Source organism: Amycolatopsis cynarae (assembly GCF_026802195.1).
Taxonomy (GTDB): Bacteria; Actinomycetota; Actinomycetes; order Mycobacteriales; family Pseudonocardiaceae; genus Amycolatopsis_E; species Amycolatopsis_E rhizosphaerae.
The window spans coordinates 258,046-270,519 of sequence record NZ_CP113836.1 but is presented as its reverse complement, the minus strand read 5'-3'; the positions used below and the strand labels follow the sequence as shown (position 1 = coordinate 270,519).

15 protein-coding genes and 1 tRNA gene are annotated in these 12,474 nt (G+C 68.9%); 6 read left to right on the top strand and 10 right to left on the bottom strand.

Going from position 1 to position 12,474, the window contains the following annotated elements; all coding sequences use genetic code 11:
- The gene (locus ORV05_RS01430) at positions 1 to 1,410 is read left to right on the top strand and encodes a sensor histidine kinase (RefSeq protein WP_268756642.1); all 1,410 of its coding nucleotides are present in this window, start codon (positions 1 to 3) and stop codon (positions 1,408 to 1,410) included.
- On the opposite strand, the gene ORV05_RS01425 is transcribed toward ORV05_RS01430, so the two are convergent.
- From ORV05_RS01425 to ORV05_RS01415, 3 genes are all read right to left on the bottom strand, one after another.
- Positions 1,395 to 2,354 carry a TAXI family TRAP transporter solute-binding subunit gene (locus tag ORV05_RS01425; protein ID WP_268756641.1) on the bottom strand — a complete coding sequence of 320 codons (960 nt, stop codon included), beginning with the start codon at positions 2,352 to 2,354 and terminating at the stop codon, positions 1,395 to 1,397. The two genes, ORV05_RS01430 and ORV05_RS01425, sit on opposite strands and share 16 nt — an antisense overlap.
- A gap of 76 nt (positions 2,355 to 2,430) precedes the next feature.
- Entirely contained in the window at positions 2,431 to 2,802 is a 372-nt protein-coding gene (locus tag ORV05_RS01420; RefSeq protein WP_268756640.1) for a hypothetical protein, read from the bottom strand.
- A gap of 221 nt (positions 2,803 to 3,023) precedes the next feature.
- Positions 3,024 to 3,434, bottom strand: a complete 411-nt coding sequence (locus ORV05_RS01415; protein ID WP_268756639.1) for a RidA family protein — start codon at positions 3,432 to 3,434, stop codon at positions 3,024 to 3,026.
- Positions 3,435 to 3,518: 84 nt separating this feature from the next.
- On the opposite strand from ORV05_RS01415, the gene ORV05_RS01410 reads away from it, so the two are divergent.
- Complete coding sequence (locus ORV05_RS01410; RefSeq protein WP_268756638.1) at positions 3,519 to 3,893, top strand: winged helix-turn-helix transcriptional regulator; 375 nt, start codon at positions 3,519 to 3,521, stop codon at positions 3,891 to 3,893.
- A gap of 12 nt (positions 3,894 to 3,905) precedes the next feature.
- Here ORV05_RS01410 and ORV05_RS01405 read toward each other — a convergent pair whose 3' ends face one another.
- On the bottom strand, positions 3,906 to 4,763 hold the full coding sequence (locus ORV05_RS01405) for a haloalkane dehalogenase (RefSeq protein ID WP_268756637.1): 858 nt from the start codon (positions 4,761 to 4,763) through the stop codon (positions 3,906 to 3,908).
- A gap of 71 nt (positions 4,764 to 4,834) precedes the next feature.
- Here ORV05_RS01405 and ORV05_RS01400 point away from each other — a divergent pair, with 71 nt between their 5' ends.
- Complete coding sequence (locus tag ORV05_RS01400; RefSeq protein WP_268756636.1) at positions 4,835 to 5,467, top strand: TetR/AcrR family transcriptional regulator; 633 nt, start codon at positions 4,835 to 4,837, stop codon at positions 5,465 to 5,467.
- On the opposite strand, the gene ORV05_RS01395 is transcribed toward ORV05_RS01400, so the two are convergent.
- The 6 genes from ORV05_RS01395 to ORV05_RS01370 form a co-directional block, all read right to left on the bottom strand.
- Positions 5,460 to 6,254 carry a hypothetical protein gene (locus tag ORV05_RS01395; protein ID WP_268756635.1) on the bottom strand — a complete coding sequence of 265 codons (795 nt, stop codon included), beginning with the start codon at positions 6,252 to 6,254 and terminating at the stop codon, positions 5,460 to 5,462. The genes ORV05_RS01400 and ORV05_RS01395 overlap by 8 nt on opposite strands.
- A gap of 357 nt (positions 6,255 to 6,611) precedes the next feature.
- Positions 6,612 to 6,684 (bottom strand) — tRNA-Ala (locus tag ORV05_RS01390).
- Between the two features lie 56 nt (positions 6,685 to 6,740).
- On the bottom strand, positions 6,741 to 7,490 hold the full coding sequence (gene sepX / locus ORV05_RS01385; protein WP_268756634.1) for a divisome protein SepX/GlpR: 750 nt from the start codon (positions 7,488 to 7,490) through the stop codon (positions 6,741 to 6,743).
- 141 nt (positions 7,491 to 7,631) lie between these two features.
- Positions 7,632 to 8,291: a GNAT family N-acetyltransferase gene (locus ORV05_RS01380; RefSeq protein WP_268756633.1), complete on the bottom strand. Its 660-nt coding sequence runs from the start codon at positions 8,289 to 8,291 to the stop codon at positions 7,632 to 7,634.
- Positions 8,292 to 8,306: 15 nt separating this feature from the next.
- On the bottom strand, positions 8,307 to 9,584 hold the full coding sequence (gene glp / locus ORV05_RS01375) for a molybdotransferase-like divisome protein Glp (protein WP_268756632.1): 1,278 nt from the start codon (positions 9,582 to 9,584) through the stop codon (positions 8,307 to 8,309).
- Positions 9,584 to 10,486, bottom strand: coding sequence for a UTP--glucose-1-phosphate uridylyltransferase (locus tag ORV05_RS01370; protein ID WP_144588337.1), 903 nt, complete (start codon positions 10,484 to 10,486; stop codon positions 9,584 to 9,586). Before ORV05_RS01370 ends, glp begins: the two co-directional genes overlap by 1 nt.
- Before the next feature lie 24 nt (positions 10,487 to 10,510).
- On the opposite strand from ORV05_RS01370, the gene ORV05_RS01365 reads away from it, so the two are divergent.
- From ORV05_RS01365 to ORV05_RS01355, 3 genes are all read left to right on the top strand, one after another.
- Entirely contained in the window at positions 10,511 to 11,143 is a 633-nt protein-coding gene (locus ORV05_RS01365) for a 5-formyltetrahydrofolate cyclo-ligase (protein WP_268756631.1), read from the top strand.
- A 247-nt stretch (positions 11,144 to 11,390) separates the two neighbouring features.
- Positions 11,391 to 11,714 carry an FmdB family zinc ribbon protein gene (locus tag ORV05_RS01360; protein WP_268756630.1) on the top strand — a complete coding sequence of 108 codons (324 nt, stop codon included), beginning with the start codon at positions 11,391 to 11,393 and terminating at the stop codon, positions 11,712 to 11,714.
- A 287-nt stretch (positions 11,715 to 12,001) separates the two neighbouring features.
- Positions 12,002 to 12,472 carry a hypothetical protein gene (locus ORV05_RS01355; RefSeq protein WP_268756629.1) on the top strand — a complete coding sequence of 157 codons (471 nt, stop codon included), beginning with the start codon at positions 12,002 to 12,004 and terminating at the stop codon, positions 12,470 to 12,472.
- The last annotated feature ends 2 nt before the right edge of the window (positions 12,473 to 12,474 follow it).

The following is a 12,474-nucleotide window of genomic DNA, read 5'->3' as shown; positions in this document are numbered from 1 at the left end:
GTGCGATCCCGATTGTTGCCGGTCGTACTGTCGCTGGTGGTGCTGGTACTGCTGGGCCTGGGTATCCCGCTGGCGCTGAGCCTGGCGAACGGCGAGCAGCAGCGCATGTTCCTCGACCGGCTCACGATCACCGAGCGGCTCGCCTCCCTGGCGCAGAACCTCGTGCTGAACGGGCAGGACGAACCGCACATGCGGAAGGTGCTGCAGCGCTACCAGGAGGTTTACGGCGTCTCGTCCACCATGGTCGACCGGGACGGCACCCCGCTGGTGTCGAGTCCCACCGCCCCGGCGGTGACCGACGCCTCGATCGCGGCCCGCCTCGGCGAGGCACTGGCCGGGCGGCAGCCGGAGCCCCCTAGCCTGTTCCTGCCCTGGGACTCACGTCCGATGCTGCTGGCCGAACCGGTCATGGCCGACGGCGAGGTGCGGGGTGCGGTCCTCACCGTCTCGCCCACGGACGCGCTGGGCGAGAAGGTCCTCGTGCAGTGGGCGTTCGTCCTGGCGGGCGGCGTGGTGGCGCTGGTGCTGGCGACCCTGCTCGCGCTGCCGGTCGTGCAGTGGATCCTGCGTCCCATCCGCAGGCTCGACGAGGCTGCCGGGCGGGTCGCCGAGGTGGCCGTCCAGGGCGGTACCCCGCCGCAGGCGGCCCTGCGCTCGGGTCCGCCGGAACTGCGCAAGCTGGCGGAGTCGTTCGACTCCATGGCCACCAGCGTGACCGAGTTGCTCGCCGCGCAACGCGCCTTCGTCGCCGACGCCTCGCACCAGCTGCGGAACCCGTTGACCGCACTCAACCTCCGGCTGCAGAACCTCGACGAGATGGTCGCCGAGGAGGCGCTGTCCGACTACGAAGCCGCCCGCACCGAGGCGCGGCGGCTCAACGACGTGCTGGACGCCCTGCTGACGCTCGCCAGGCGGGAGGCGATGTCGGGCGCCCCGGTGACGATCGACGCCAGCGATGCCCTCAGCGAACGGGTCGCGGCGTGGCGCCCGGTGGCGGCGGCGCGGGACGTCGAGTTGCGCGCCGACATCCCGGACGGACTGTCCGTGCACGCCGTGCCACACGCTGTCGACGGCATTCTGGACGCCTTGCTGGACAACGCGCTGAAGTTCAGCGAGGGGCACGTGCCCGCGGACGGTGACGCCAGCGTGGAGGTGAGCGCGTACCGGACCGGGGCGATGGTGGCCATCGCGGTCCGCGACCACGGTCCTGGGGTCGAGCCGGAGGAACTCGACCGGATCACCGACCGGTTCTGGCGTAGCCCTCGGCAGCAGAACGTGGCGGGCTCCGGGCTGGGGATGGCGATCGTCGCACAGATCGCCGAGCGGTCGGCCGGGCGGCTCCGGCTGGATCTGCCCGAGGGCGGCGGCCTGCGGATCACGGTGGAACTGCCCGCTCAGCCGCTCGTGTAGTGCGCCGACCGGTAGTACGCCTGCGCGCCGGGATGCAGCAGGATCGGCACCGTCTCGATGCCCGACCGCACATCGATGGAGCGAGCCGCGCGGTTGGCCGTGGCGAGCGCGGCCTGGGCCTCGAACACGCCACCGGTGAGGGCCTCGGCGATCGTGTCGCTCATCCGGTCGGTGACCAGCAGGAGGTTGGGCACGAGGAGCGTCGTCACGGCGTTCGGCAGCCGGTACGGCGACGCGGGCAGCGTCGCCGACTGGTAGACCTCGTACTCCTGGAACAGGACCGGCAGCACCTCGGACAGGTCGACGACGCGGATCGGCAGCCGCCGCGCCAGTGCGCTGACCTGTTCGGTGGGCAGGCCGCCCGACCAGAAGAACGCGTCGATCTCGCCGCGCGCCAGGGCGTCGGCGGCGGCGTCGATGGCGAGCTCGTGGCGTTCGAGATCGGCTCCGCCGGACAGTCGGAGCACGGACAGCGTCCGGTCGGCGATGAGCCGGACACCGGAGTCCGGCGGCCCCACCGAAACCCGCCTGCCCCGCAGGTCGGCCGGGCGGACGATGCTCGACGCGGCCGGCACGACCAGCTGCACGTAGTCGTCGTGCATGCGGGCCAGCGCCCGCAGGTCCCCGCCGGACTCCGCCGCCCGGGTGGCGGCCGCGTCGGCGGCGGAGATCCCCACGTCCGCGGCGCCGGCCAGCAGCCGGTCCAGGTTCTGCCCGGATCCCGCGCTGGTCAGCACCTGCGGTTGGAAACCGAGTTCGGCGGCCCAGGAAGCGGCGAGCGCCTGGCCGAGCTGGTTGTAGACGGCCCCGGCGCTGCCGGTGGTGATGGTGAGCCGCTGCCCGTCGAACCGGGCACCACAGGCGGCGAGCAGGAACGCACCGGCCGCGGTCAGCACCGTCCGTCTGCCCACCTGCGGCTTCGGCCGGCCCGGTGTGCGCGTCATCGAACCATCATCCCGGTTGGGCACGCCGCCCGGAAGTGGGATCTCGACGTCCGAGGGGGAAACCGCGCCGCGGGTTTCAGGCGAACGGGCCGCCGTCACCGGTCCGGCCGGTGTCTCCGCCGGGGAGGATCTCGTTCATGCTGACTCTGGCCAGGCACTGGGAGGCCATCGCCGCGTGCCGGTCCGCGGCCGCCTGGTCGCCCCGGGATCTCGTGCGCAGGGACTCGGCCGTCAGCGCCAGGCCCGCCAGCAGGTCGACGTAGACGCTGCGCGAATGCGGTGTGCGCTGGGTGTGCACGCCGTAGAGCAGGTTGTCCACGCAGCGGTCCAGGCGCGCCGCCATCTCGAGTGCGGAACTGTCGTCGAAACTCGACATCAGCATGTTGCCGACGACATTCCCCTCAAGCTCCAACGCCTTTTGCAGTTCTTCGGCCGGCACCCCGTCCACCGGTGATCCCCTTTCGCCCAGCCAACGCCTCCCAGGGATAGCCGCTACTTCCCGGTGCCCGCGGGCCATCGCCACCGATATCGCCTTTTCGCGCGGCGGATCCTGCCCCAGATTACCGGCGTTCCCCCGGCGGACGACGGGCGGCGAAACCTGTGATGGCGCCGAACGGCCAACGCCGCACCGGTGCACCGGCGCGGCGTTGGCGGGCGACGGACACCGGCTCAGTCGAGGATGGCGGTCGCCTCGACTTCGACGAGCACGTCGGGCTCGAAGAGGTAGTCGACCCCGATCAGCGATGCGGGCGGAAGCGGCAAGCTCAGGCCGATCTCCCCGGCGACCTTTTCGACACCCGCCATGAACGCGTCGATCTTCTCGGGTGCCCACTGCGTGACGTAGAACGTCAGCCGCAGCACGTCGTCGAAGGTTGCACCCGCACCCGCAAGACCTGTCGCGGTATTGCGCAGGGCCTGCGCGACCTGACCGGCGAGGTCGCCCGGAGCCACCGGGGTCCCGTCCGCGGTGCGGGCGATCTGGCCGCTGACGTGCACGTGACGCGTGCCGGTGCCGACGGCGACGTGGTGGTACGGGGTGGGCTGCGTCATGCCGCTGGGGGTGAAACCGTGGACGGACATCGAAGTCTCCTCACTTTTGGACCAAAGGGGTATACCGTTGATACCTGGTACACAAAGGACACTTCAAGGAGACCAGGTTTCGCCATGGATACCGCGGACGCCCCCGAGGGCGAGCTCGAAGTCTCAGCACCGCACCGGGAACTTCTGGACCAGGTGCTGGACAAGTGGTCGCTGAGCATCCTCAACGAACTCTGCGAACGGCCTTGCCGTTTCAACGACCTCCGCCGCTGCATCCCCGCAGTGACACAGAAATCGCTCACCGCGACTCTCCGGCGGCTCGAGCGCAACGGCATCGTCGAGCGCGTGCTGCTCAGTTCCCGCCCCGTCGCCGTCGAGTACCGGATCACTCCGCTGGGCAAGACCCTGCGGCACCCCGTCGATGTGCTGCTGGACTGGGCCGCGACTCACATGCCCGAGATCCAGCGCGCGCGCCGCACGTTCGACCTCACCCAGACGTGACCAGACGAGGGTTCAGAACCGGTCGGCGATCGCCGACATGATCTGCTCTGGTGCGTCTTCCTGGATGAAGTGCCGCGCCTGGGGAAGTTCGACGACCTCGAGATCGGTGAACGAGGCGCGAATCCGCGGGATGCACGCCTTCGGCCGGAACACCATGTCCCGCATTCCCCATACCGCCAGAGTCGGTTTGTCACCGAGTAGGGCGGGCACGTCCTCGGCGAGCCGGTCCAGCAGGGGTCGGGCCGCACGGATCTCCCTGGGCATGACCGCGAGGCCGCGCCGCGCTTCTCGCGTTGGCTGCACCATGCGGTAGTGGTCGGCCTCCGCCGCGGTCAGCGTGGGACCTGATCTCCCCAGCAGGAACTGCTCCACGAGAAGGTTCCGGTCGAGTATGCGCCGCTGCGCGGGACGGCTGCTCATGATCACGCTGAAGGCCCGGTTCGCCCACGGTTCGACCGGCCAGAACACGGTGTTGCCCAGCACGATTCCGCCGACCCGATCGGCCCGCGCGCTTGCCGCGCCCAGCCCGATCGGGCCACCCCAGTCCTGCCCCATGACGATGAATCCGTCCAGCCGCAGATGGTCGATCAGTTCGCCGAGAACAGTCGTGTGCTCGGCGATCGTGTAGCCGAAGTTCCGTGGCCGCTCGGACAACCCGAAGCCCAGGTAGTCCACGGCAATGCACCGGTACCGGTCACGCAGGCCCTTCACGAGGTGACGGTAGAGGAAACTCCAGGTCGGAGAGCCGTGGCAGAACAACAACACAGGCCCGGTCCCTTCGTCGATGTAGTGAAGGCGACCGGCCGACGAGTCGAACCAGCGCGACTCGAAGGGGTACAGGTTCCCGTCGGGAACGAAGTCGATCATCATGCCACTCTCCCGCCGCTCACTACAGATGTAGAGGTTCCGCGACCAGAACTCTACACCTGTAGCATCAGGTCATGTCTACGAGTGCGACGAGCGGCAGTGAGCGGCGGGAGGCGATCGCCGAGAGCGGCATCCGCATCATCGCCCGTGACGGTGTTCGCGCCCTGACGCACCGAGCCGTCGACAACGAGGCGGGGATCCCGCAAGGCTCGACCTCTTACCATGCGAAGACGCGGCTCGCGCTACTGGAACTCATCGTCAACGCACTCGCCGAACGTTCGACGGCCGACGCCAGAAAGCTCGCGGACTCCCTGAACACGGCGTTCGAGAGCGGACACCGGCTCGATATCACGGAGCTTGCCGCGATGATCGCAGGACTGGTCGAGACCCTCGCGGCACGGCGGGACGACATGAGGGCCCGCTACGCACTCATCCTCGAACTCGACGACGCGCCCCTACTTCGACACAAGCTGACCACGCAATCCGAGCTCCACGCCATAGCCCGGCAAGTGACGGCGTCAGCCCTCGCCAGCGCCGGGCTCCCCAACTCGGACGACCGAGTCGAGGAACTGATCGCCCTCACGGACTCCCTGGTGTTCCACCGAACGGCCATCGACGAGACCATCTCACTGGAGACCATTCTCGCCGCCTACCTGCACGGCACCTCGCTGCGCCAGAGCAGCTCGCCCAAGATCCGGGTCAACTGAGAGGTCCGCCAGGCTTTGCGGTGCCATCACCCTTCACCGCCCTCACGCATTCAAGCCAGTCGGTCCACGCCGCCGGGTCCGTCGGCTCCCCATCGGCCTGCAGCGAGATGTCACCGAGAAGCGTCAACAGGTCGTCACCGGCACGGTGTGCAAACTTCCAGAGAAATCTGGACATCGCGTCGAACGCTTCACGTTCATCCATCGAGTAAATTCCCATAACTTTGTCCATGACCCTTCCCGCGGCCCAGTCCGCTATCGGTTGGATATCGGCCAGCAGCGGACAAGCGGCGGAAACGGCGCGCCCAAAATTCACAGCCAGAGACGTGAACATCCGATCCACCTCTCCACGCGAAGACCATTCAACGGAAGGGTCCGGCGTCCAGGAAGTTCGTGACACACAAATGATCTCAACCAGCTCACCCCGAGGCTCGAACACCAGTAGCCGCTCGACTCCTTGACTGTAAAAGTCGAGATCCACCCTGCGTGCAGCCCGGATACCGGACAGAACCTTTGGCATCTGCTCCATCACGGCAGAGAAATCATATGCGACATCGAGACCCCAGTCAGGATCCCCAAAACCGCCAACCAGGGCTCGACAACCCACGTCGGCAAGGATCCCGCAAGCCTCCATGACAAGAGACTCGTAGGTTTCGGGAACAAGTTCCAGACCACGCGGCTGCGGCTCGACCGGTGGCCCCAGGAACGACAATCGAAAACTCATGCACACCCGCTCACGGAACGACCCGGGTAGGACCATCGGATCCTGGAACCAGCAGTCGTTGCCCACTCGGCGTCGACGATAGTCCCATCCGGCCTGATTACCGGGGCACGGAACTCGACGGCAGCCGCGAAGTGGACGGCGCGCGGTGAGCAACGGTCGCACGGTGGGGTTGCGTCCTGTAGTGGGGGATCTGCGGTGCTGGTGCGTACCTCGCAGCTCTGCGTGCCTACTGGCCCGGCTCCCTCTCACCTGAGGCAGCCGCGGCCGTCGAGCTTATTCGAAACCCCGAACCGACCAACGCAACCACAGACGGGGGTCCGGGGGCGAAGCCCACCGGGCGGGGTCTGGGGGTTGCACCCCCAGAAAACACAACGGAGCGAGCCGGTTCGCGTTTTCCGCGAACACACCTCGCCCCGAGTGACGTGGAGCTGAGGGGAATCGAACCCCTGACCTTCTCGATGCGAACGAGACGCGCTACCAACTGCGCTACAGCCCCTTAAGGAAGCTCGCATAGCTTAGCAACGCCCTTCGGAGGGCGATCACCGGGGGGGTCTATTCCCCGGCGGCCCTCCGGAACGGCAGCTGTCCCGGGTCGTCGAGCTCGTGGAACTCCGGGTCTTCGTCGTCGATGTCGAGCACCACCGCGTTACCGGGGACTCGGGGAGCCGACGAGGGCCGGGGCTCGACTCGAACCCCTTCGGCACGCTCGGGAGCGTCCTGCTCGTACTCCTCGGTCTCCAAGAGGTGGGGCGCTTCGCGCCGGACACGGCCGCGATTGAGCCGGGCGAGCCGCCGCTGCCGGATCTCGTTCTCGATCCGCACCTGGCGACGCAGGTACACGAGGTAGGCGACGAGGATGGCGTCGAGTGCGCCGTGCGCCCACCACAGGGTGGTGGACAGGAAGCCCGCGGCGAAACCGGCGATCACGGCCAGCACGATCACGGCCAGCACTACTCGCTGCCGGAACGCGTACTTGGCGCGGGCCGCGAGCTCCGCGGCCTCGGGGTCGAACCCACCACGGCCGGGCCGGTACCGGCGTTCACCGGCTCGGGCCGGCGGGGTCGGGTCGTCCTCGAACTCCTCCACCTCGACCGGTTCGTGCTCGGCGCCGTCGCCGGCGGCCTCCGCCATCGCGAACTCCTCTTCCCCTTCTTCTTCCGCACCGCTTCCGCTCCGCACCACGCGTGCGGCCAGTTCGGAGTCCGCCGTGCGGGCGATGGCCTGGCGCTTGCGCACGACCATGGGCACGAGAACGACAAGCCACGCCGCCGCGAGGGCGACAATGATCAACGAGCTGGGCATCCCCTCTGTCACCTCCCCCGATCTTTGCTACATACCGTCACGCTAGCCACAGGAGTAACAGAACTCCGGGCGCCACGCCGCTGAAACCGAGAAAAGGGTCACCACTTGAGGTGAACATCGACTCGTGTGGTAACGGGGATCTCACGCGTGTTCGGCGTGCCCGGCGTCGATCAATCTGCGGACCAGGCCCGGGCCGATCTCCTCAGCGGTGATCGCGAAGCAGAAGTGGTCCCGCCAGTCGCCTGCGACGTCGAGATATCGCTGGAACAGGCCTTCCTTGCGAAAACCCGCCTTGCTCAGCACGCGGATGCTCGGCTCGTTCTCCGGCCGCACCGTAGCCTCGATCCGGTGCAGGCCCGCCGCGCCGAAGGCGTGGTCGACCACCAGCGCGACCGCCCCGGTCGCCACCCCACCGCCGACAACGGTCGATGACACCCAGTAACCGACCCAGGCGGACCTCAGCGAGGCGCGGATCACGTTACCGACAGTGATCTGCCCGGCGAACTCGCCGTCGACGGTGATCACGTAGGGCAGGCACTGCCCGCGCCGCGCGAGGCCGCGCAGGGCCAGCCACTGCGAAGGCCAGGACCAGAAGCTGTTCCGCTCCTGCCACGGCCCCGGCGAGGTCGGTTCCCACCGTTCCAGATGGGCCTGGTCACGCAGCCGGATGCGGCTCCACTCACCGGCGTCGCGCAGGCGGATCGGCCGCAACTCCACCGTGCCCGCGGCGACTCGCAGCGGCCCGAGGTGGCTGGGCCAGCCGGGGTGACGGGACTCCAGGTCGTACCTCGCGGGCTGCACCGCCGTATTTAACCGTCACACCCGTTGCGCGAGGAAGGTCACCCGTACCTGATCACCCATCGGCACCTCGGTGAGGTCCTCGTCGATGTTGATCAGGCAGTTCGCTTCGGCCAGCGAAGCGAGGAGGTGGGCCCCGGACGTTCCCAGCGGCTGAACCAGGTACTCACCGGTGCGCTCGTCCCGGAGCAACTGGCCCCGGAGGAAACCCTTGCGCCCCTTGGTCGAGGTCAGCGGCGACAGCAGCCGGGCGCTGACGATCCTGCGGTGCGGGTTGCGGGTTCCGCGGGCTGCCCTGATCAGCGGCCGGATCAGTACTTCGAACACCACCAGCGCGCTCATCGGGTTGGCCGGGAGCAGGAAGGTCGGCACCGAATCCGGCCCGAGCCTGCCGAAGCCCTGCGCCGAACCGGGATGCATGGCCACCCGGGTCACATCGATCCGCCCCAGCTCGGACAGCGCGGCGTGCACCTCGTCGCCCGCGGCGCCGCCGGCCCCTCCCGCGACGACCACGACCTCCGACATCAGAAGCCTGCCTTCGACGATCTCCCGCAGCCGCTTCGGGTCGCTGGGCACGATCCCGACGCGGCTGACCTCGGCGCCCGCGTCACGAGCGGCCGCGGCCAGTGCGTAGGAGTTGACGTCGTAGACCTGGCCGACCGAAGGCGTGCGGTCGATGTCGACCAATTCGTCGCCGACCGAGACGATGGACACCCGGGGCCGCGGATAGACCAGCACCTTCGACCGCCCGACCGCGGCGAGCAGGCCCACCTGCGCGGCGCCGATGGTGTCGCCCTGGCGCACGGCCACGTCGCCGATCTGCACGTCCTCGCCGGTCCGGCGCACGTACCCGGCCGAAGGCACGGACCGGTGCACGGTGACGTTCGCGGGATGCCCGTCGGTATAGGCGGTGGGCACCACGGCGTCGGCCAGCGTCGGCAGCGGGGCACCGGTGACCACCCGCACCGCCTGACCGGGCTGCAACCGGCGCGGCTGCCGCGAGCCCGCCATGATCTCACCCACCACCGGCAACTGCACCGGCTCGTCGCCGTCGGCCCGCAGATCCACGCTGCGGACCGCGTATCCGTCCACGGCGGCCTGGTCGAAGCCCGGCAGGGCGTGTTCCGCCACGACCTCCTCCGCGCAGAGCAGTCCCTGTGCCTCGGAGATGGCGACCCGCACGGGGCGCGGACGCACCGCCGCTTCCAGTACGAGCGCCAACTGCTCGTCGACGGGGCGGAACTCCTGCTCGGGGGCTTCGGGGGCCTCGAGGGGCTCCGTGGTGGGTGGGGTCATCAGCCTTCGTTCTCGATTCGCTCGGCCAGCCAGGTGCGCAGGGACGGGCCGTACTCGGGGTGGTCGAGGGCGAAATCGACCGCGGCCCGCAGGAACCCGCCGGGGTTGCCGAGGTCATGCCGGCCGCCCCGGTGCACCACGATATGTACCGGGTGTCCCTCCTCGATCAGCAGCGCCACCGCGTCGGTGAGCTGGAGTTCGCCGCCCGCGCCCGGCTCGATCCGGCGCAGCGCGTCGAAAATCGCCCGGTCCAGCAGGTATCGCCCGGCTGCCGCGTAGGTGGACGGCGCGTCCTCCGGCTTCGGTTTCTCGACCATGCCGTGGACACGCTTGACGTCTTCATCCTCCGTATCGGTGACGTCGAATACGCCATAGGGTGAGATCTGCTCCTTCGGGATGTCGAAGGCGCACAGCACACTGCCGCCGTGTTTGGCCCGGACTTCGGCCATCCGCTCCAGCACGCCCGCGGGAAGCACCAGGTCGTCCGGCAGCAGCACGGCGACCGCGTGGTCCTCCTCGGTGAGGTTCGGTTCGGCCTGCGCGACCGCGTGCCCGAGCCCGAGCGGCTCTTCCTGGATGGCGGCCTCGACGTCGAGCAGGGCGGGTCCGCGGCGCACCTTCTCCAGCAGCGCGGTCTTGCCCTTGCGCTCCAGGCTCTCCTCGAGTTCGGGGGCGGACCGGAAGTAGTTGACGACCGATTCCTTGCCGGGTGAGGTGACGATCACAAGCCGTTTCGCGCCCGCCTGCGCGGCCTCGGCGGCCACGATTTCGATGCCGGGCGTGTCGACGACCGGCAGCAACTCCTTCGGCACGGCCTTTGTCGCAGGTAGGAAACGCGTGCCCAGCCCCGCAGCAGGGATGATCGCGGTTCGGAACGAGGTGTTGTCGAAGGCGCCCGTCATGACGGTAAAGCCTAACCTGCAATTATGTGTGCTGGGCGCAATGTGGTTCCGGGCGAGGCTGAGGGCAGGCCGGGGGACGAGGCACTGGGCAAGAATCGGTGGCGGAAGCTACTGAAGGCCTCGCGAGCTTCGATTTCCCTCCAGCAACGGATCTCCGAAGCGCGGGCGTTGAACGACGCGCTGCGCGCGCTGGCGCTGCCCTCCACCGTCTGCGCCTACGTCCCGTTCGGCACCGAACCCGGTTCGATCGCCTGGCTCGATCTCCTGCGGGGTGCGGGCGCCCGCGTCCTGCTGCCGGTGATCCCCCCGGAGCCCGGGCCACTGCACTGGGCCGAGTACACCGGGACGGCCTCGCTGGCGCCCGGTCGCCTGCGGGGGGTGCTGGAGCCCACCGGCCCGCTTCTCGGGCCCGAGGTGCTCGGCGAAGCGGGCCTGGTGCTGCTTCCGGCGCTGGCCGTCGACCGCTCCGGGGTGCGGCTCGGCCGGGGCGCCGGGTACTACGACCGCTCGCTCCCGCACGTCCGGCCCGGCGCGTCGCTGACAGCGGTGGTGCGGGACGACGAACTCGTGGACCGCCTGCCCGCGGAACCGCACGACGTCCTGATGACGGCCGCGCTCACCCCTGGCCTGGGGCTGGTGACGCTGCGCGAAAGCTGATCACGGTGACCGCTCCGGTGACCAATGTCTCACCGCTTGTGCGGCATCCCGTTCTTCGCGCATTCCGTTGAACATTGATGAGCCAAACGACCAGGCCATCCGCGTGGACCGGCCGCGAGGACGCCGAGGTTGGGGCGAAGTTCGTCAGTGATCCCCGGAAACCCTGTTTGACCTGCGGGGGAATACCCCAGTATCGTCTTGCGTTAGCACTCTCGCGGATCGAGTGCCAATGCACGAAGGAGCTCCAGTGCCCACGTACCAGTACGCCTGCAAGGAGTGCGGCCACCGTTTCGAGGCCGTGCAGTCGTTCTCCGAGGCCAGCCTGACCGAGTGCCCGGAGTGCACCGGACCGCTGCGCAAGCTCTACGGAGCCGTCGGCGTGATCTTCAAGGGCAGCGGGTTCTACCGCACGGACTCGCGCTCGTCCTCCTCCGGCTCTTCCGGCAAGTCCTCTTCGTCGAGCTCGGCGAGCTCGACGAGCAGCTCCACCGGTTCGGCCAAGTCGGAGACGAGCTCGTCGACCTCGTCGTCTTCGTCGTCCAGCTCCACGGCCACCGCGGCCGCTTCCTGACGCACGGACCTTCAAAACGGCCGTGAGGGACCCCTCACGGCCGTTTTGGCTGTCAAAGTCGGCCCGTTCCAAGGCGCCGCACTTTTGCCGGGACCCTGGCCTGTTTTCCTGTGAGGGGGCCCCTCACGGCTGCGTCGCGATCCACCGGAGTTATCCACAGGACCCCGGTTGTCCACAGCAGCGTTGTTTGCTCCTTTTCCGGAGCACAGGGCACCTCTAGCGTCGAGAGCGAGGCCGGCGGAACACCGCCGCCCCGCCGAAACTCACGCCGACCTGGGGGTGCCATCGTGGTCCGTTTCGCCCTGCTGCCACACCGTTTCCGTGGTCGCCACGTCGTCCTCGCCCGGCGCGTGCTCGCAGCCGGCATGTTCGTGCTCGCGCTCGTGCTCGCGCTCCGGCCGGGCGCACCCACTCCCGCGCCCGCCGAGAGCGACGCGGCCCGCGCCGGCCCCGAATCCGTGCTTCGCGCCGAGCCCGGCTTCTCCCTGGTGCCGATCCGGCTCGCCGATCCAGGCATCGCCCAGTTCGTCAGCCCCGGGTCACGAGTCGACGTGATCACGCTCGACACCGCAGTGCACACCCGGAAGGTGCTGGCCGGTCTGGCCAGCGTGGCGGCCATCCGGCCGCCCCCCGAGGATGGCCGGCTTCCCGGCGGTGAGGGCAAGGGGCCGCTCCTGCTGATCTCCCTGCCCGCCGAGGTGGCGACAGAGGTGGCCGCCCTGTCACTACGCAGTCCGGTAACAGTTACCCTCCGTTAGAC

What these genes read in the sequence shown, in the direction of transcription:
- ORV05_RS01425 (WP_268756641.1), bottom strand. Translation starts at nt 2,354, where the DNA reads ATGACGCGCACACCGGGCCGGCCGAAGCCGCAGGTGGGCAGACGGACG.
- ORV05_RS01415 (WP_268756639.1), bottom strand. Translation starts at nt 3,434, where the DNA reads ATGTCCGTCCACGGTTTCACCCCCAGCGGCATGACGCAGCCCACCCCG.
- ORV05_RS01410 (WP_268756638.1), top strand. Translation starts at nt 3,519, where the DNA reads ATGGATACCGCGGACGCCCCCGAGGGCGAGCTCGAAGTCTCAGCACCG.
- ORV05_RS01405 (WP_268756637.1), bottom strand. Translation starts at nt 4,763, where the DNA reads ATGATGATCGACTTCGTTCCCGACGGGAACCTGTACCCCTTCGAGTCG.
- ORV05_RS01400 (WP_268756636.1), top strand. Translation starts at nt 4,835, where the DNA reads ATGTCTACGAGTGCGACGAGCGGCAGTGAGCGGCGGGAGGCGATCGCC.
- sepX (WP_268756634.1), bottom strand. Translation starts at nt 7,490, where the DNA reads ATGCCCAGCTCGTTGATCATTGTCGCCCTCGCGGCGGCGTGGCTTGTC.
- glp (WP_268756632.1), bottom strand. Translation starts at nt 9,584, where the DNA reads ATGACCCCACCCACCACGGAGCCCCTCGAGGCCCCCGAAGCCCCCGAG.
- ORV05_RS01370 (WP_144588337.1), bottom strand. Translation starts at nt 10,486, where the DNA reads ATGACGGGCGCCTTCGACAACACCTCGTTCCGAACCGCGATCATCCCT.
- ORV05_RS01365 (WP_268756631.1), top strand. Translation starts at nt 10,511, where the DNA reads ATGTGTGCTGGGCGCAATGTGGTTCCGGGCGAGGCTGAGGGCAGGCCG.